The following is a 17,590-nucleotide window of genomic DNA, read 5'->3' on the forward strand; positions in this document are numbered from 1 at the left end:
ATCACCTCAACCAAGTACAATTGCGGCTGTTACACCGATACCGATTGCAAAGGCTGTAAGGCCCGCTTCCGCACTTTTTGACAGTCCGGCTACCAAGTCTCCCGCCATGATGTCCCGCACGGCATTTGTAATCGGAACACCGGGAACAAGAGGCATGACCGCACCGATAATAATTTTATTCATCTCTAAGCCAAATCCCAGCTTTACGCTGGCTAAAGCAATCATTCCAATGATAATAGACGACATAAATTCCGAAAAAAATTTAACTTTTGCTAACTTATGGAAATAAATCATACCTGCTTGACCTGCCCCGCCAGCAATAAATGCGGGGAATAAATCTTGCCACTTCCCTAAAAACATCAACAAAAAACAGCTGCTGGCGACAGCTGCAGCAAGAATCTGCATGCTGTCTGAATAGGCGACCGTCGAGTTGTCGATACGAACCAATTCACGCTGCAGCTCATTAATGGCGACCTCACCTTGTGCAACACGTCTTGATAGTGTGTTCACTTGAGTCACTTTACGCAGATTAGTTCCACGATGGCTAATCCTCACAAGCTTCGTGACATCGTGATTCTCAATTGAGAAAATGATACCTGTCGGCGTCACAAAGCTTTGCGCATCATGGACCGCAAAACTGTTCGCAATTCGGTTCATCGTGTCCTCTACCCGGTAGGTTTCAGCTCCATTTTGTAATAGAATCTTTCCCGTCAACACACAAACTGCCGCAACTTCATGTACAAACCCTTCATTGTGATCCTTCCTCCGATAAGTCCTTAAGAAACCATTCATTTTTTTCACGACTTCTCTCTCTTTTTTGAGTAAGCTCATTATAATATGAGCCTACATTGATAACAAGACTTTCACATTGTTTTAAAAGATGAAAATGTCAAACAAACAAAACCATGCTATAATTAATTGATATGAAAATCACTCTTTCGTCATTCTATGCCGCTTGACGCAAGTGATTTGAGTAAAAATGCTTCATCACGTCGATACTTTTAATGCATGCACATCAACAGAAAATGTGACTGTCTCGTGCAGTCTCATTGGCATGTGCAGACATTGCAACTATCGAATTGTTTTTCAAAACTGAGGGGAGTGTCTCATACTAATGATCAAACTCGTATTGATCAGGCACGGTCAAAGTGCTTGGAACCTTGAAAACCGGTTTACCGGTTGGACAGATGTAGATTTAACAGAACAAGGCGAAGCAGAAGCAACTGAAGCTGGAGAAATTCTCAAGAAAAACGGTTACACATTTGACCAAGCTTATACTTCTGTGCTCACAAGAGCAAACCACACCCTGTGGAATGTACTTCACGCCCTGAACCTGACTTGGATTCCTGTAGAACACTCTTGGCGTCTGAATGAACGTCATTACGGTGCTCTTCAAGGTTTGAACAAAGCAAAGACAGCTGAAAAATATGGTGCTGAACAGGTACATATCTGGAGACGTTCCGCGGACATCAAACCGCCGGCACTTGAAAAAGATGACGAACGTTTTGTTTCTCAACTGAACGACCCAAGATACGCAAACCTTCCTGAAGCTGAACAACCGCTGACTGAAGACCTTCTGGACACAGTTGATCGCGTACTCGTTTACTGGAACAAGGAAATCGCACCACAAATCAAAGACGGCAAAAAAGTGATCATCGCTGCCCATGGCAACTCATTGCGCGCGCTTGTAAAGCATCTTGACAATGTTGACGCAGGTACAATTGTCGGCTTGAACATTCCTACAGGCACACCGCTTGTTTATGAACTGGACGACAATCTAAAACCTCTGAATCGCTACTATCTGACTGCGGATGGTCCAAGCGACAAAGAAGTACTTCCTTCAGCTGAAACAAAATAAGCTTGCCTGCAAAAACCACTCCGTATGGAGTGGTTTTTTTGTTTCTTCAATTTAGTAATAGTTAGAAAAACCGATCAAAGAGCGCCCGATCCTTATACTTCCGCAGGATGTGATGACTTTCGCGTTGCATACAGGACGTATGCGTACTTAGCGAAAGATCCTCTTTATAGCGAAAGTTCTTCTATTGTTAGCGAAAGTTCCTTACATACGAGAGCTCCTTTGCTCCAGATACCGTTTTGAATCATCAACCTTGTACGCGAACAGACATTTCATTTTGATCCTTAATTAAGTAACGAGTAAAATAAGCGGAGATTTTCCAGTTATATTCATCCTGGCGCTTGGTTCACAGGTAAATAAGGGTAATTTTTCCGCTTATGCACAGAAAAACCCTCCATTTTCACGTTTTTCGATTCGATAAGCGGAATTTCTCCGTCTATTTAAGCAATTTTTTCGTTCATTTTCTAATTAAGCGGAATTTTTCCGCCTATTTTTCAGATTTGGCGCTAACCTGATCGCCCAATCGAATCTTATGACCTTATCGTCGTACCGGCAAGGCAAAACGCTATAATTTCTTAACTTGTTAGAAAACTTGGCTTCTCCAAGCCTCCGGCGAAGGCAAAGACTTAGTTGCGACGGCCATGGACGGCCTAGTGTCCGGTGAGCCGCAGGACGCGGCGTTTTTTCGGACCGCTTACACTCGCTTCCTTGAATCTTTAATTTTTTTATACTTTCTTATCAGTGTAAAAAAATCCCCTGAGATTCAGGGGATCAATCATGGATTTGAAAAACAAAAACGCTTCACATTTAGCCGTGATGGGCAATCCGACTAATACACGTTCTAGCAAATCCAATAAAATAACTGGGTAACCATGCAAGGTGCAAAGTATTATGATGGGCATTTAACAACTCATAACAATGATATTGTAAACCCTTTCTTTATAAATGTAAAGGCTGTCATTGAATCAAATTCACCCTATGAAATCTACTTTGTTACTAATGATCACTGGTTCGCTATAAGTCATGACCGTGTTCAACCACTACTCGTTCCTCGTGATCGCCATCACGGTATAGCCTGCTTCCGAAACTGCGCGGCGCAGCACCCGTTCCGGCAACTGCTGACGCATCCTCACAGTAGCTTCTTTTTTGTCCAAGCTCACCTTCGCAAAAACGCCATCTAAAGAGTTTAATGCATTTTCAATATGGGTAACGCAATTTTGACAGGTCATTCCGTCAATTCTCATATGTTCCACATGTGGGTAATGAGCGCTATTTCGGTCACGTACGTTAATTTTTTTTACAGGCTTTTCATTAACACCGCAACAACCTGAATGCATTTTTCTTCTTGTACTGCGTAAAGCAAGGAAGGCAAATACAATTAGAATAACACAGATAATAAATGTCGCCATTATACCGATTCCTTTCTGCAAATCACTTTCGAATCATCATGCGAAGCTCTGAAACTGATGGTTTTTGATTCGCCACATCTGCCACTGAGCATGGCTGACGAAGTTTTTGATTTCTTAAGCCTTCCACCGGACAAGCTCCACTTAGTCCGCAGTCCGTGCAAGCACTTTTGTTTCTTTTCACATACCGAATCGCCAGCACATAGAGTGTACTAACAAGCAGAAGAATAAGAATCGTTGGCAGATTCATATACGAACCTCCTATAAAAAATCAATTAGATCAACATGATTTAAATTTAGGCTCTTGCACCCGTGCGGTGCAAAGTAATAGTACGTTCTCTCGGTGCCGGTCGCAAAAGCAGATATAAAACTACTGCAACAATAATCACTGCGATTATCGGACCCAATCCGAAGCCTTTACCAAGGACGAATACACTCCCGATTTGATAGACGACAAACGCGATGCTGTAGCCGAGCAGTGTTTGATAACCGAGAGCAATCATTGTCCATCTAAAGCCGCCCATTTCTCTGCTCGTTGCACCAATCGCTGCGAAGCAGGGAGGATTAAATAAGTTAAACAGCATGAAAGAAAGTGCACCTACACTAGTAAACATCGATCCAACGCCGGCAATCAGTGCCTGAGTGTTTCCTTCGTCGGAAACGCCATTTAATACGGCCAAGGTACCTATCGCGTTCTCTTTGGCTACAAGCGCGCTGATCGTTGCCACCGCCCCTTTCCATGTTCCGAAGCCAAGCGGTGCGAAGAACCAGCTGATCAGCTGTCCAAGTGTAGCAAGCATACTTTGATCGATATCATCAACCATGCACATACTCCATCCAAACGAAGAGAGGAACCAGATTGCACCGCATGCAATAAAGATAACTGTTCCCGCTTTAATTATAAAGTGCTTGCCTCGTTCCCACATATGAATGAGGACACCTTTCAATGATGGCAGATGATAGGCCGGAAGTTCCATGACAAACGGTGCCGGGTCTCCGGCAAACAACTTTGTCTTTTTCAAGATAATCCCTGAAACAGCAATCATTGCAATACCTAGAAAATACATTGCCGGAGCAATCCAAGTTGATCCAGGAAAGAACGTTGTCACGATCATCGTAATAATGGTTAGTTTTGCACCACATGGAATAAACGTCGTAAGCATAATGGTCATTTTGCGATCTTTATCATTTTCAATCGTTCGCGTCGCCATAATTCCCGGAACGCCGCATCCTGAACTGATCAGTATTGGAATGAATGATTTGCCGGACAAACCAAACCGTCTGAATATCCGGTCCATGATAAAAGCGACCCGAGCCATGTAACCGGAATCTTCTAATATAGACAGAAAGAAAAAGAGAATCAGCATCTGCGGAACAAAGCCAAGCACAGTGCCAACGCCGCCAATAATGCCGTCAACAATCAAACCGTTAAGCCAATCCGCGGTTCCAATCGTATTCAGCAAATGCGACGCCCCTTCTGTAATCCATCCTCCAAATAAAGTGTCGTTCGTCCAATCTGTAACGACGGTTCCCAAAGTTGTAACGGATATATAGTATACGAGCCAAATGATCCCCGCAAAAATAGGCAGCGAGAGAAATCTATTGGTAACGATACGATCAATTTTATCGGAAACGGTCAATTCCCGCCCTTTTTTATGTACTGTACCTTCAATGACACGTGTAATGAAATCATACCGTTCATTTGTAATAATTGATTCACTGTCTTCTTCAAAGTACTTTTCAGTTCGGCTGATAATTTTCTCGAGTTGCATTTGCGTGTCTGCAGGAAGCTGCGCTTCGGCAAGTACCTTATCATCTCTTTCAAAGAATTTAACCGCGCTCCAACGTAAGCATTGAGGTTCGGAGTAATCTTTTATCAGATCTGAGATCATTGCAAGAGGCTCTTCTAGTTCTTTACTGAACTCGTGTTTTGGCACACTTAAAGATTTTGCGGCTGCAAGTTCTACCGCTTTTTCAGCTGCTTCCTTCGTGCCGATTCCCTTAACCGATGCTGTTTCGATCACATCACAACCTAATTTAGCACCAAGCTTCTTAACATTAATCCGGTCGCCGGATTTTCTAACAATATCAATCATATTTAATGCGATTACGACCGGAATTCCAAGCTCGATAACCTGAGTTGTCAAGTAAAGATTACGCTCAAGGTTCGTACCATCAACTAAATTAATAATTGCGTCCGGTCGTTCATTAATCAAATAATTACGGCTGACTACCTCTTCAAGAGTATAAGGAGAAAGTGAGTAAATGCCGGGGAGATCGGTAATCACTACATCTTTATGGCCTTTAAGCTTGCCTTCTTTCTTCTCCACGGTTACCCCCGGCCAGTTGCCAACATATTGACTGCTTCCGGTCAAGTCATTAAACATGGTCGTCTTGCCGCAGTTCGGGTTACCGACTAAAGCAATTTTCATTGTCACTATCTTTACGCCTCCTGGAATTTATCGATCAATTTTCCGTAATGCCCTGAACACGTTTTCCTCAATTCAGTTCAATACGCTCTGCCTCAACTTTACGAATGGACAGTTCATAACCGCGAACTTTAATTTCAATCGGATCGCCGAACGGCGCAATTTTTCGAACGAATACCTGTGTTCCTTTGGTAATGCCCATATCCATAATGCGGCGCCTCAACGCTCCCTCTCCATGAATTCGTGCCACGGATACTGTCTCTCCGGGCTGTACCTCTCTAAGTGTTTTCATCATTCCTACCTCCAAATAATTTCAGACTGTCATCACACGTCTTGCCATGACCTTGCTAACCGCCAATCGTGTTCCTTTTATTGAGACAATCACATTGCCGTCCATTTCAGTAATTATTTTCACTTCTGCATTCTCCACAAAACCGAGATTGCACAGAAAGCGCCGTGTTTCATCTTTTCCACAAACACATTTCACGCGCACACATTCACCTTTTCTAGCCATACTGAGTGGAATCGCATGCGTACATTTTGCCGCCACGGGATGATGACAATCCATTTCAGCTAGTACCGCCTCATTTACGTTTCTCATCAGAATACCTCCCTCCGCAGAAATAACGATTCATCTGTTTTCCATTCCTTTTATTAACAATATTGCTTTACAAATGAATCATGACCGTATTTAACTCTTCATTTTCACGGAATAAATTGATATTGATTCTCATTGTCATCAATAATACGAGGCAAATAGATCACCTTCATGCTGCTTATAAACTATATCACACCTTTGATAATGATAATTGTTTTCAATTAAATTTTAATTTATCTAGTTTCATTTAACAATGCATAATTGTGTCTTTATCATGACATTCATCGCCTGTTCTGACACAAGATCAATTATTTCGACCTTTTGTTGATCATTTTTACAAAATTTAACGAAAAACAAGAAATAAATGGATAAAGTGCGACATATATATTTACAAATATGTTCATAAAATCTATCATCATCTTAGGAGGCATTGGTATGTCCGGAAACAGCAACTCTACTGAATTTAATTTTAAAAAAATCATCGACCAAGTTATCGATGCGATTCTTATCCTTGACGGAGAGCAAATCGTTTATTCAAATCGCGCAGCTGATCATCTACTGTCTTTTGATGAACATACAACGCTGTGCGGCTTATCGATTGGGATGTTTATTACTCCATTAGACATGCCCTCGATGCGTGATGCTTTAGATAAGATCTCTCTCGCACAATTGGATTCAGAATCGATTCGACTCTCGGTTCATTCGAGTAAGAATATGCATTTCCCCGCAGAAATAACGCTCCATCCATTTATTGAACAGCATCATCCGCTCGTTCAACTCACAATTCGTGACATCAGTGCAAGAAAGGCTGCAGAAGAAAGCATGATTCAATCCGAAAAGCTGTCAGTAATTGGTGAACTTTCCGCAGGAATTATTCACGAAATTCGAAATCCGCTTACATCAATAAAAGGATTCTTACAGATAATGCAGTCGAGTGAACAGATAAATATGGATTATATCGACATTGTTATGCGAGAAATTGAGCAAATTGAAAATATTACAGGTGAACTCCTCTATTTTACAAAACCAAAGTGTGAGCATGTTGCACCTGTGGATCTCGGCATTATCGTTCAAGAAACGGTACGTTTATTCGAAACGCAGGCACTTCAGCACAACATTAAACTGAAGCTTGATACAGAGGCATCAACACATTTCATAAATGGTGAAAAAACACAGTTAAAACAAGTCTTCGTCAACCTTGTGAAAAATGCTTTTGAAGCAAGCCCGGATGGAAGCACGATCACCATCTGCCTCTCAACTACTGATCAAAGTGAAGACGTGTTTATTCAAGATACCGGTTCGGGAATGCCAAAGCATGTTTTTAACAACTTAGGAAAATCCTTTACCACGACTAAAGTGACCGGAACCGGACTGGGACTGATGGTCACCTATACTATTGTAAAAAATCACAAGGGTTCTGTCAGTGTATCTAGTGAGGAAAATAAAGGTACAACATTTCATTTATCCTTCCCTAAGGCTGTAAAAGAGTAAGTACCATTTTCTATAAAAAAAACTCCCTTAGACCAAAACGGTCGGGGAGTTTTTTGCAAAGCGAAATGATAAACTATGCCTGATAATGAGCAGTAATGCCTGCATCTTCATTTAATTCAAAACGAAGCGAACCATATGGATCCTTATTCATCTCCGCCTCCAGCCAAAAACGAAGCGCTTCAATGATGTTTGCCTCAACCAGGATCTGCTTGCGGTCACCAATATACGCCTCCGCGGAGTATCCATAATCATCATCATAAAGTAACTCAATCTGGACTTTTTGTGGATCTAAGCCTTTTTTATTTGCCAAATGGAGACAGAGCGCATTGACAATGTCTTGCTCAGAAATAGTCATCGTTTCCATGGATTAGAATCCTCTGGCTTATTTCGTTTTCTGAAACTTGTAAAGATGTAACGCAGCAGTGAGATAACAACCAAAATCGCGATCAAATTAATTAGGAACCCGGCCATCATGCCAAAGCCGCCAAAATGTGAGAGCAAACTGCCAAATAGAAATCCTGATAATCCTCCGAAGATCATACCGCGCATAAAGCCTCCGCCGGTAAAATTCTTTGCCGAAGTGGCTGTCCGGTTACTGGTACTGTTACTCTTACTGCGATTATTTTTAAAGAACGAGGTCGTGCCGCTTCCCCGGTTCGATTGAAAACTCTTAACGCCGGATCTATAGCCTTTCGCACTCACTTGCTGTTTACTTTCGTGAAACACAAAGTCGCCTGCAGGTGTAAAAATGAGAGTTAAAGCAAGGACAGCGGCCATTATCTTCTTCATTAAATTCATCAATCCCCCTATAGTTTTCCTATAAACTTATTACGTGATTAACGCGAAAAAAGTTTCAAACTCAATGGGAAACATGCCAACCCACTATTCATGAAATGCTGCATAAAGCTGACGCATCGCATCTTGAAGCAGACTGCGCGGACACGCAAGGTTAATTCGAAAAAAGCCCGACCCTTCTGCGCCAAAAGTATATCCTTGATTTAACGCCAGTCCCGCTTCATTAGTCAAGAACCTTTGCAGCTTCATTTTGTCCCAACCAAGTTCCGTACAGTCAATCCATCCCAAGTATGTGCCCTCGAGTGGAGTCATGCGGAGTTTGGGAAGGTTGTGTTCCAAAAATTCAGAGACATAATCAGCGTTTTTCTTAATGTAAACGAGGCATTGATCAAGCCAATTCGCGCCATATCGATAGGCGGCTTCAGCAGCCGCTATACCCAGAGTGTTAGGCTCGCCTAAACTGAACCGGCGCACCTCTTTTAAATAGATTCTTCTAAGACTCTGATTGGGAATGATAACATTTGAAATTTGCAGTCCAGCGAGATTAAATGTCTTGCTGGGCGCTGTACAAATAATTGAATGAGCGGCCGCTTCCTCAGAAACTGTCGCATAAGGCGCATGATGGTAGTCGTTAAAAACAAGATCACTATGAATCTCATCCGAGACAATAAGAACATTATAGTTGACCGCAAGAGTGGACAACGCTTTCAACTCTTTTATTGACCAGACACGTCCAACCGGATTATGCGGTGAACAAAGTAACATCAGTGTCACTTTTGGATCGGAAAGTTTTGCCTCTAAATCGGCAAAATCTATACTGTAGATACCATGATCATAAGTCAGAGGATTGGTGACTAACTCTCTGTGATGATTCAAGACGGCCTTTGCGAAAGGAGGATAGACAGGAGGTTGAATGAGTACTTTGTCACCGTCCTTGGTAAATCCATCCACAATCAGATTCAAGGCAGTAACTACACCGGGACTGTGGCAAATCCACTCTTTTTCAATCATCCATTGATGCCGCTCCGCCATCCACTTCTGAACTGCTGACAAATAGCGATCCGAACGCGCCGTGTAGCCATATATTCCATGACCAACCCGTTCGGACAACGCTTGTGTTACCTCATCGGGCACTCGAAAATCCATATCTGCCACCCATAGCGGTGTCAGATGCTCTCCTCCAAAGATATGGTCTGCCTCATCCCATTTTATTGATGCTGTTTCCTTTCGATCAATGATCCGATCAAAATTATAGGTTGGTTCCAATCATGATGCACCTTCTTTCCAATTACTCTTTGTTTAAAGATTGAAGCCCAACGATTAATGTGCGTAGATGCATACGCTGATCTCGTATCCTTTTCTCTTCTTTTCTTAAAAGATCTTCTTGTTTGTTTAATGCATTGGTTACATCATGAATTAACGATTGAGAACCGCATCCATTCATCCTTTTCACCTTAAAAAGTCCTTGAATGACTCTGAGTGATAGCCCAAGACGTTGCATTTCTTTAATCACTTGAAAATCGTTGATGTTTTTCTGGTTATAGTCCTTATAAGCGGTGGATGTATCCGGCTTTATTAAAGCTAATTCTTCATAATACCGGATTGTATCTTTAGTCGTTTGACATCTTTTAACGAATTCCCCGATCTTCACTGGTTCACCTCTGTTTCTTCTTGACACGGGGTTCACCCCATCGTTTTTAATGAATGAAACAAATCATTCGAAGGAGGTGCCCCAATTAATGGTATCTGGACTTCTTTTACTCGTTTACTCACTCGCCTGTCTCACTACAGGTTTTATTTATTTGACTCAGAACAAAAGCCATCCGGTAATTTATTTTTTTATACTCACGCACTGTGTTAGCCTCGTCCTATCCGTTTCACTGTTGATGTACTCTGTGGCGCGTGAGCTTTCAATCCCCATTCTTCTGCTCTGTCTCATAAGCAGAGTGTCCAATGGATATTTTCTATTTCATCGCATCCACATCAGGCACCATGCTCTGACGTTCTTACTATTTTTATTCATCGTGATCATGCAGTCAAAATGATCATGCTTGATAAGCGCATGTGAGTTAAAAGCCGTACCTTCGTAACAATCAGAGGTTCACTAAGCTGCAATGTGAAAGCCTCCATAATTTTCTTTTAATTTAATTGTAACATCTTTGTATTAAGGAGAAAAAACATCTGCCTAACAGTCCGTTTACTTGACTTCTTTATAATTGCTGAATATAATAATAGCAACTATAATCGGCGTTGACAGGGACTAGTAAACAGTGAAAAAGCGTCAGAGAACGGCATCCATCGGCTGCGAGATGCCCCGCATCATTCACGTTGAACCTGCCCTTGAGCAGTTTGGCTAAAACCGAACCGTTTCTCTTCACGATACGAAGATCCGAGTGGGTACGGTGACTATCCGTACTAACAAAGGTGGTACCGCGGGCAAAGCCTCTCCCCGTCCTTTTAATTTAGGACGGAGAGAGGCTTTTTTGACGAAAGGAATTCGATGAATTATGGAAGCAAAACGAGTGGTAGTTAAAATAGGCAGCAGTTCCTTGACGGACTCCCATGGTCAGCTTGATCATGCGAAGCTTCAGGATCATGTCGCGGCCATTGCACGATTAAAATCGAAAGGACATGAAGTGGTCATTGTTTCATCTGGAGCTGTCGCTGCTGGTTATTGTGGATTAGGTTATCCCGCCCGCCCAGTAACCATTGCGGGAAAACAGGCAGCGGCGGCTGTCGGCCAAGTCATGCTGCTGAATAGTTATGCCGAAAGTTTCCGCAAATATGGAATGACAATCGGGCAGCTCCTGCTTGCCAGACAGGATTTTGAACGGCGTGAACAAACGAGCCATGCCTATTCGGCGCTCTCCGAACTGATCAAACGTTCCGTTATACCGATCATTAATGAAAACGATTCTGTTTCGCTTGCTGAATTGACTTTTGGTGATAATGATATGCTGTCCGCACTCGTGAGCGGACTCATTCATGCGGATTTTCTTGCTATCTTGACGGATGTCAACGGGCTTTATGACAAGAATCCAAATGAATACCCTGATGCCGTACGCTATCACTTTCTTGACCATCTTCCCGATCACTTGCTTGATGAGACCAGTAATGCCGCCGGTTCCAAAGTTGGCACCGGCGGCATGAAGTCCAAACTACGCGCGGCGCGTACCGCACTCTCTCTGGGGGTGCGTACCTTCATCGGTTCAGGAAAAGGACCGGATAAATTGGTCGCTATTGTGAGTGGAAAGGGAGATGGAACTTATATCGGTTCGGAAACGCTGAAGCCATCACTCAAAGTTTCCAAACAGTGGATCGCCCTTCACTCACCTGTATCAGGTAAAATAGAAATTGATGACGGTGCCGTACGTGCGTTGATGAGCAAGGGAAAAAGCTTATTGCCTGCCGGCATCAAGCAGATCTGTGGGCATTTTCTTGCTGGCGAAGTCATCCAAATTGTCGATCATAATAACCGAGTGCTCGGAAAAGGTCAAGTTAACTATTCTTCTGAACAGCTTAATGAAATTAAACAAATGCGCAGCAATCGGGCCATGAATCTCATTAACGGCGGGCATCCAGAAGTCGTTCATCGTGATAATTGGGTACCCTGGACAGTTACACTTCACACCTCTGCTAGCGAAAGGAGCCAACACTAATGACTAGTGTTACTGAATTAATCCATAAAGCACACTTGGCGCGCCAAGCATCTCAAACGCTGGCAGCAAGATCTACTTTTGAAAAAAATGATGCGCTACGCGTAATTGCCGCACATCTGCGCACACAAGCTCCCACTATCATTTCGGCAAATCTTAAAGACATGGAACAAGCGCGACAAAAAGGAGTGAATGATTCACTTCTTGATCGTCTCATGTTAAATGAAGAGCGGATTAATGCGATGGCAAACGCTCTCGAGCATCTTGCTGATCTGCCGGATCCGATTGGCGATGAACTTGAAAACTGGACTCGACCAAACGGACTTCATATCAAAAAAATTCGTGTACCGATCGGAGTCATCGGGATGGTCTATGAAGCGCGTCCCAATGTCACGGTTGACGCCGCAGGTCTTTGCTTAAAGACGGGCAATGCAGTCTACCTACGGGGCAGTGGTTCAGCATTGGAATCAAACAAGGCAATTGTGTCCGTCATACAAAGCGCACTTAGCACGACACCTCTTCCTGTAGAGAGCGTTCAATTATTAGAGGATATAAGTCATGAAACCGCAAACCAATTCTTTCGGTTGAACGGCTTGATCGATGTCCTCATCCCGCGCGGGAGCAGCCGACTAATTCAAACAGTCATTCAGCAAGCAAGCATTCCGGTTCTGGAAACCGGGGCAGGTAACTGTCACGTATTTATCGACGAAACTGCAAAACCGGAAATGGCCATTAGTATCGTGCTCAATGCGAAGACACAGCGTCCCTCCGTATGCAACACAATTGAGACGGTCATTGTCCACAAGAACTGGTTTGAAAAATTCGGCACCCGTTTAATTGATGCATTACAGGCGGCACAGGTCACCTGCCGAATTGACCCAAGAATAGTCGATCAATTTCCTGATCTAATCGTAGCGACTGAAGAAGATTGGGCAACTGAGTACCTCGATAAAATTATTGCTGTTAAAATCGTTGATGATCTGCAAGAAGCAATTCAACATATTAATAAATATGGAACGAAACATTCAGAATCAATTATTACTGAAAATGCGCAAAATGTAGCAAGCTTTTTCCAATTCGTCGATGCGTCAACTTTATACCACAATGCCTCTACACGGTTTACAGATGGTGAAGAATTCGGTTTTGGTGCTGAAATAGGTATCAGTACCCAAAAACTTCATGCACGCGGTCCGATGGGGCTGAACGCATTAACCAGCATTAAATATCTTGTCGAAGGCAACGGACAAATTCGTCCTTAAGAGGATCCTAAAAAAGGCTGCCACTCAATTAAATCCGAGTGGCAGCCTTTTTTTATACAAATCCTCCTAGTGACCTGTGATTTTTTGGTATCTTGTACTTTACAAGATAAGAGAGTTTATTATTTTGCACGTTTTCAAACTAATAGACCAGTGTCTTGACCAAGAATCAAAGTGGAGGTGCGAGACTGCGGGACCAGGTGCCAGCGAGACCCCGCAGATTCCTGCCTGTCTGAGGAGGCTCGCGGTGTGCCCGCGGCAAGCGAGTAACCGAGGCGACGATTCAGCACAAAACCATCACACATGGCTGGAGATTAAGGGCCGGGCGCTTTTTGCCCGGTTTTTCTAACAAGCAGTTTAGATGTTGGCTTGTTTGTACGACGATAAGGTCATAAGATTTGGTTGGGCGATCAGGTTAGCGCCCAATCTGAGAAATAAACGGAGAAATTCCGCTTAATTAGAAAATGAATGAAAAAATCGCTTAAATAGACGGAGAAATTCCGCTTATCGAATCGAAAAACGTGAAAATGGAGGGTTTTTCTGTGCATAAGCGGAAAAATTCCCCTTATGTACCTGTGAAACAAGCGCCATGATGCATATAAGCGGAAAATCTCCGCTTATTTTATTCAAGACAAGGTTGATGATTCAAAACGGTATTTAGAGCAAAGGAACTTTCGCTATAAAGAGGAGCTTTCGCTAAGTGTAAGGGATTTTTCGCTAAGTACGCATACGTCCTGTATGCAACGCGAAAGTCATCAAATCCTGTGGAAGTACGTCCTGTATACAAGGCGAAAGTCATCAAATCCTGTGGAAGTAAGGACCGGGCGCTTTTTACCTAGTTTTTCTTACAGTTTTCCGATAAAAAAACAGCTCCATTTTAGGAACTGTCTTTTAGCAACCCTATTAACCCAGCACATTCATTTGAACGGTTACTGATTACCCCTTTTTACAAATCACTCACAATAAGATAAGCCACTTTAATTGGACCGTGAACACCGACAACAAGTCTCATTTCTATATCAGCACTGTTGCTTGGTCCAGATATAAAGTTAATGTACGAAGAAAGTTTTTCTCCATTCTTAACTTTATTTTCTACTAATTGCATAGCTTGTGTCAGACGTGGAACAATTCGGCTTTTCGGCACAATAACAATTGATATCTCCGGAAGAAGACTGACACTTCTCGCTTTATCTTTATCATTGAAGAGTCCCGCAGTCGCTGATTCTGCGAGCATGACATCACAAATACTTAAGCCGATGGCTGCTTCAGCTGCTTTATCAATGTTTTTATGTCCTTCAGAATAATCCCATGTATACACCTGATATTTTTCAAGAACATCTTTAAGACCGAATTCATTGAATCGTGCATCTTTCGTCGCAACGATTTTTCCTGCGCCGTATTCCGTGATCAACATATCCAGTTGCTCCGCCAATTTAGCTGATGTTGTCTCGAATGCCTTGGTATGAATTGGCTCACATGCGTTCTTCATCATCTCCACAAGTTGATCCTCGGAATAATTCTCATAGACATGTTCTTGAGGCGAGTGCAACCATTCCGGCTTTTCGGGGGGTTCGCCAGGCACTCGGTTCAATTTATCAGCTATTTTTTTAAGAAATGAATCGCGATTTTCAATGGTTCCGTTCATAATGATTCACCTGTTCCTTTATCATGGGACGTCATCGGCTGATCCCGGTGTTTTTTAAACCAAGCTCTAAAATTCTCTCTGCTCGGTTCCGGCAGATCTCTGCCATGCGTCCACGGTTTCATCGGTCCCGGTCCTTTCGGTATTGAGCCATCATGAACAAGCGGTTTGAGCATAATAGGAGCCATTTTTACGCCGGCTTTGAAGATTGGTGAGGAAGACGCACCAATACCGAATCCTTTCATTGCCGCTTTCTCCATAATCGGTGGATGACCGCCGCCTTCCACATATTTTTGGCGATGACGAATCAACAATTTATGCAACGGTATTTTCACCGGACACGCTTCTGAGCACGCAGCACAAAGACTAGAAGCATATGGCAATTTACCGTACGCATCGTAGCCGCCTAAGATAGGAGACAGAACCGCGCCGATTGGACCTGGGTAGATTGACCCGTAAGCGTGACCGCCGATGTGACGATATACTGGACAAACATTGATACATGCTGCACAGCGAATGCAATGTAATGCGGATTGAAAATCGGTGCCGAGTGCATTGGAACGTCCTGCGTCGACAATAACTAAGTGATAATCTTTAGGACTATCAACAGCCTCTTGATTTGCTTCAGGAGTAATATCCGTTACATAAGTTGTCAAACGCTGGCCAACTGAGCTTCTGCAGAGCAGGGACACGACAACATCCAGTTCTTTCCAAGTGGGGACGAGGCGCTCCATACCCATAACGGTAATCTGTGTTTCTGGGAAACTGGTAACCATGTTCGCATTGCCCTCGTTTGTCACAAGGCAAATGCTCCCGGTGTCGGCAACAGCAAAATTGCATCCGGTAATCCCAACATCAGCGTTTAGAAACTTGCTGCGCAGTGTTTTACGCGCGAATCCCGCAAGTTCTTTTGGATCGTCGCTGCCTTCATAACCTAATTTTTTGAAAGCGTCACGAATCTGTTGTCGATTCTTGTGCACTGACGGTACGACGATATGTGAAGGTTGATCATGATCCACCTGGAGAATAAATTCCGCTAAATCTGTTTCAAGGACCTCGCAACCCTCTTCTTCGAGGGCTTCGTTTAAGCTTATTTCCTCAGTAACCATTGATTTCGCTTTAACTACATGCTTTGCATTTTTCTCTTTACAGACCTTTTTAATATACTCGCGCGCTTCCTCGGCTGTTTCCGCGAAAAAAACATGTCCGCCACGGTTCGAGAAGTTATCACTGAGCTGTTTAAGATAATAGTCTAAATTGTTCAGCGTATGTGCTCTGATTTCTTCTCCGGCACTTCTCCACTCTTCCCAATCACCTAAGGCGTCATCTCCAACGGTAGCGCTAAGCTTTCGACCACGCAGACCATCCTGTGCTGAAGAAACAGCGTTGACCATGAATGAATCATGGATAGCTTGATCAACCCCCTTAAAGAACGGTTGATTTCCGACTTTCATCGGCATGGCGCTCATCTCCTTCAGTTTGATGACTGTTTAATACTTGTGCGATATGTAGTACTTTAATTGGTTTTCCTAACCGCTTCATACGACCGCCGATATTCATCAGACAGCTCGCATCGGCACCGATCAGCACCTCCGCGTCTGTTTCTTCAACGTGGCGTATCTTCTCATCAACCATTTGTTCCGAAATAGGAAACATTTTAACAGAGAACGTGCCGCCAAAGCCGCAGCAGTCATAATTGTTCGGCAGCGGAACCAGGTCAAGACCCTTCACATGCTTCAGCAATGTGTAATGGGATTCACGCTCGCCAAGAAGCCGAGTCATATGACATGAAGTGTGGAGTGTTGCCCGTGCATGATATTCAGCCCCCACGTCAACCACACCAAGCACACGAACAATAAATTGTGTAAATTCATAAGTCTTACTCGCAATCTTCTTTGCTTTTTCTTGCCATTCCGGTTCATCTGCAAAGAAGTTAGGATATTCATGGAACATCGTTGCGCAAGATCCAGAGGGGCAAACAATATAATCAGAGTGCTCAAACGCATTAATCATATGCTTTGCAGGGCCCTTTGTATCTTTCGCATATCCGCTGTTATAAGCCGGCTGTCCGCAACAGATCTGTCCTTCAGGGACATCCACTTCACATCCTAGCCTTTCCAATATTTCCGTTACATCTTTTAATACATCGACGTAAAACAGTTCTCCCAAACATGTTGTAAAAAGAGAAACCTTCACTTAACCCAACTTCTTTCCTTTTGCTTGTGACATAGTCATTCTTATACTATTCATCTACTTGCATGTTCATAGCTTCAAAATGTCACAATGTATTCACTCTTCACTCACATTTTATACATATTTTAAAAAAGATCAACCCAATACGGCTCATTTGCAATGATCAATTAGTTATAATGAATATGCCTTTTTTCTATCTATTCTTTTTTGTAACACGTTCAAAGTTTCATCACTTCATTCATTTCAAACGGATATCTTTTTTCTCCAAC

General features: G+C 43.0%; 17 protein-coding genes. 4 read left to right on the top strand and 13 right to left on the bottom strand.

The genetic code is table 11. The features are described 5' to 3' along the window. Positions 1-6 precede the first annotated feature (6 nt). Positions 7-792: a threonine/serine exporter family protein gene (locus ABWW58_RS14085; protein ID WP_093669639.1), complete on the bottom strand. Its 786-nt coding sequence runs from the start codon at positions 790-792 to the stop codon at positions 7-9. Between the two features lie 322 nt (positions 793-1,114). Here ABWW58_RS14085 and gpmA point away from each other — a divergent pair, with 322 nt between their 5' ends. Next, on the top strand, positions 1,115-1,858 hold the full coding sequence (gene gpmA, locus ABWW58_RS14090) for a 2,3-diphosphoglycerate-dependent phosphoglycerate mutase (protein WP_093668856.1): 744 nt from the start codon (positions 1,115-1,117) through the stop codon (positions 1,856-1,858). A 1,037-nt stretch (positions 1,859-2,895) separates the two neighbouring features. Here the strand turns inward: gpmA and ABWW58_RS14095 are convergent. The 5 genes from ABWW58_RS14095 to ABWW58_RS14115 all read right to left on the bottom strand — a co-directional run bounded on the left by ABWW58_RS14095 (position 2,896) and on the right by ABWW58_RS14115 (position 6,291). Beyond that, the gene (locus ABWW58_RS14095; RefSeq protein WP_353869703.1) at positions 2,896-3,264 is read right to left on the bottom strand and encodes a heavy-metal-associated domain-containing protein; all 369 of its coding nucleotides are present in this window, start codon (positions 3,262-3,264) and stop codon (positions 2,896-2,898) included. Positions 3,265-3,286: 22 nt separating this feature from the next. Continuing rightward, the gene (locus ABWW58_RS14100; protein WP_093668852.1) at positions 3,287-3,511 is read right to left on the bottom strand and encodes a hypothetical protein; all 225 of its coding nucleotides are present in this window, start codon (positions 3,509-3,511) and stop codon (positions 3,287-3,289) included. Positions 3,512-3,557: 46 nt separating this feature from the next. Further along, positions 3,558-5,693, bottom strand: coding sequence for a ferrous iron transport protein B (gene feoB / locus ABWW58_RS14105; RefSeq protein WP_353869733.1), 2,136 nt, complete (start codon positions 5,691-5,693; stop codon positions 3,558-3,560). Between the two features lie 67 nt (positions 5,694-5,760). After that, a complete protein-coding gene (locus ABWW58_RS14110) occupies positions 5,761-5,982 on the bottom strand; it encodes a FeoA family protein (RefSeq protein WP_353869704.1) in 222 nt (73 codons plus the stop codon). Positions 5,983-6,003: 21 nt separating this feature from the next. Then, a complete protein-coding gene (locus ABWW58_RS14115) occupies positions 6,004-6,291 on the bottom strand; it encodes a FeoA family protein (RefSeq protein WP_353869705.1) in 288 nt (95 codons plus the stop codon). A gap of 432 nt (positions 6,292-6,723) precedes the next feature. Here ABWW58_RS14115 and ABWW58_RS14120 point away from each other — a divergent pair, with 432 nt between their 5' ends. Further along, positions 6,724-7,779, top strand: a complete 1,056-nt coding sequence (locus ABWW58_RS14120; RefSeq protein WP_353869706.1) for an ATP-binding protein — start codon at positions 6,724-6,726, stop codon at positions 7,777-7,779. 73 nt (positions 7,780-7,852) lie between these two features. Here the strand turns inward: ABWW58_RS14120 and ABWW58_RS14125 are convergent, their stop codons facing one another. The 4 genes from ABWW58_RS14125 to ABWW58_RS14140 form a co-directional block, all read right to left on the bottom strand. After that, on the bottom strand, positions 7,853-8,143 hold the full coding sequence (locus ABWW58_RS14125) for a YxcD family protein (RefSeq protein ID WP_353869707.1): 291 nt from the start codon (positions 8,141-8,143) through the stop codon (positions 7,853-7,855). Then, positions 8,131-8,568 carry a hypothetical protein gene (locus ABWW58_RS14130; protein WP_353869708.1) on the bottom strand — a complete coding sequence of 146 codons (438 nt, stop codon included), beginning with the start codon at positions 8,566-8,568 and terminating at the stop codon, positions 8,131-8,133. Before ABWW58_RS14130 ends, ABWW58_RS14125 begins: the two co-directional genes overlap by 13 nt. Positions 8,569-8,661: 93 nt before the next feature. Beyond that, a complete protein-coding gene (locus tag ABWW58_RS14135) occupies positions 8,662-9,840 on the bottom strand; it encodes a MalY/PatB family protein (RefSeq protein ID WP_353869709.1) in 1,179 nt (392 codons plus the stop codon). Between the two features lie 22 nt (positions 9,841-9,862). Further along, the gene (locus ABWW58_RS14140) at positions 9,863-10,252 is read right to left on the bottom strand and encodes a MerR family transcriptional regulator (RefSeq protein WP_353869710.1); all 390 of its coding nucleotides are present in this window, start codon (positions 10,250-10,252) and stop codon (positions 9,863-9,865) included. 829 nt (positions 10,253-11,081) lie between these two features. Between ABWW58_RS14140 and proB the strand changes: the two genes are divergently transcribed. Beyond that, positions 11,082-12,233, top strand: coding sequence for a glutamate 5-kinase (gene proB, locus ABWW58_RS14145; protein WP_353869711.1), 1,152 nt, complete (start codon positions 11,082-11,084; stop codon positions 12,231-12,233). Beyond that, positions 12,233-13,489, top strand: a complete 1,257-nt coding sequence (locus tag ABWW58_RS14150; RefSeq protein ID WP_353869712.1) for a glutamate-5-semialdehyde dehydrogenase — start codon at positions 12,233-12,235, stop codon at positions 13,487-13,489. Before proB ends, ABWW58_RS14150 begins: the two co-directional genes overlap by 1 nt. A 943-nt stretch (positions 13,490-14,432) precedes the next feature. On the opposite strand, the gene ABWW58_RS14155 is transcribed toward ABWW58_RS14150, so the two are convergent. Genes ABWW58_RS14155 through ABWW58_RS14165 form a run of 3 tightly spaced genes read right to left on the bottom strand, consistent with a single transcriptional unit; the run spans position 14,433 to position 17,324 of the window. Then, complete coding sequence (locus ABWW58_RS14155; protein ID WP_353869713.1) at positions 14,433-15,131, bottom strand: LutC/YkgG family protein; 699 nt, start codon at positions 15,129-15,131, stop codon at positions 14,433-14,435. Beyond that, complete coding sequence (locus ABWW58_RS14160) at positions 15,128-16,588, bottom strand: LutB/LldF family L-lactate oxidation iron-sulfur protein (protein WP_353869714.1); 1,461 nt, start codon at positions 16,586-16,588, stop codon at positions 15,128-15,130. The genes ABWW58_RS14155 and ABWW58_RS14160 overlap by 4 nt, the downstream gene beginning before the upstream one ends. Further along, on the bottom strand, positions 16,554-17,324 hold the full coding sequence (locus ABWW58_RS14165; protein ID WP_093668827.1) for a (Fe-S)-binding protein: 771 nt from the start codon (positions 17,322-17,324) through the stop codon (positions 16,554-16,556). Before ABWW58_RS14165 ends, ABWW58_RS14160 begins: the two co-directional genes overlap by 35 nt. Between the last annotated feature and the right edge of the window lie 266 nt (positions 17,325-17,590).

Origin of the sequence: Sporolactobacillus caesalpiniae, assembly GCF_040513385.1 — a bacterium.
Taxonomy (GTDB): Bacteria; Bacillota; Bacilli; order Bacillales; family Sporolactobacillaceae; genus Sporolactobacillus.